This window comes from Nocardia farcinica, assembly GCF_029867845.1.
GTDB lineage: Bacteria > Actinomycetota > Actinomycetes > Mycobacteriales > Mycobacteriaceae > Nocardia > Nocardia farcinica_A.
Genome location: NZ_JARWRU010001204.1, coordinates 1 through 1080 on the forward strand (window position 1 = coordinate 1; position 1080 = coordinate 1080).

The window sequence follows — 1080 nt, forward strand, 5'->3', positions numbered from 1 at the left end:
GCTCACCGTGGGCGGGTTGCGGGCCGTCGGCCGGCGATCAGGCGCCGCCGTACACGCGGGGGTGCAGGGTGCCGATGTAGGGCAGGTCGCGATAGCGCTCGGCGTAGTCGAGGCCGTAGCCGACGACGAACTCGTTGGGGATGTCGAAACCCACGTGCGCGACCTCCACCTGGGTGCGCAGCGCGTCGGGCTTGCGCAGCAGGGTGACCACCTCGAGCGAGGCCGGGTTGCGGGTCTTGAGGTTGCGCATCAGCCACGACAGGGTCAGGCCGGAGTCGATGATGTCCTCGACGATCAGCACGTTGCGGCCCGCGATGTCCTTGTCCAGGTCCTTCATGATGCGCACCACGCCCGAGGACGAGGTGGACGAGCCGTAGGAGGACACGGCCATGAATTCCATCTGGGTGGGGATGGGCAGCGCCTTGGCCAGATCGGTCATGAAGAAGATGGCGCCCTTGAGCACGCCGATCAGCAGCAGGTCCTCATCGGTGGAGCCCGGCGGGTAGCGCTTGGCGATCAGCTCGGCCAGCTCGGCGGTCTTCTCGGCGATCTGTTCCTCGGTGATCAGCACCGATGCGATGTCGTCCCCGTACACGTGTAATGGTTTCCCTTCCCTGTGTTCGCGGCACGTTCACCGCGCGGGCGATCGGTCGTGCCTGCGCAGTGTCAGCCTGCCACGTTCGCGTTCGGCGACCAACCTCGCCTCCGGTGTTCCGCCGCCGACGGCGACTCCGCCCTGACCGCGCCAGTCGGTGATCAGCGCGTCGACGGCGTGGAGATGCTTGCCGGTCAAGGCATTCGCGCCACCGGCGAGCAGCCAGGCCCGGATGGCCCGTCGGCGCAGCGCGGCCGGGGCGGTGGCGAGCGTCTCCACCGCCAATCCGCCCGCATCGTCGCGCGCCCGTGCCAGCAGTTCGCCGGCGAGCGCGTCGAGCACCGCCGCGTCCTCGCGCAGCTGCGCCCCGGTGCGGGCCAGCGCCTCGGCCACCCCGCCGCCGAGCCCCGCCACGAGCAGCGGCCGCACCGCCGGGCGCACCCCCCCCCGGGGGAACACCGGGCTCGCGGTCTGCCGGTCCTGGG

The 1080-nt window shown here is 71.0% G+C and carries 2 protein-coding genes; both read right to left on the reverse strand.

Going from position 1 to position 1080, the window contains the following annotated elements:
• Positions 1 to 37: 37 nt before the first annotated feature.
• A complete protein-coding gene (hpt, locus tag QH283_RS26745) occupies positions 38 to 595 on the reverse strand; it encodes a hypoxanthine phosphoribosyltransferase (RefSeq protein WP_280505703.1) in 558 nt (185 codons plus the stop codon).
• Positions 596 to 631: 36 nt separating this feature from the next.
• On the reverse strand, positions 632 to 1080 hold a 449-nt coding region (locus QH283_RS26750; RefSeq protein ID WP_280505704.1), incomplete at its 5' end, for a TilS substrate-binding domain-containing protein.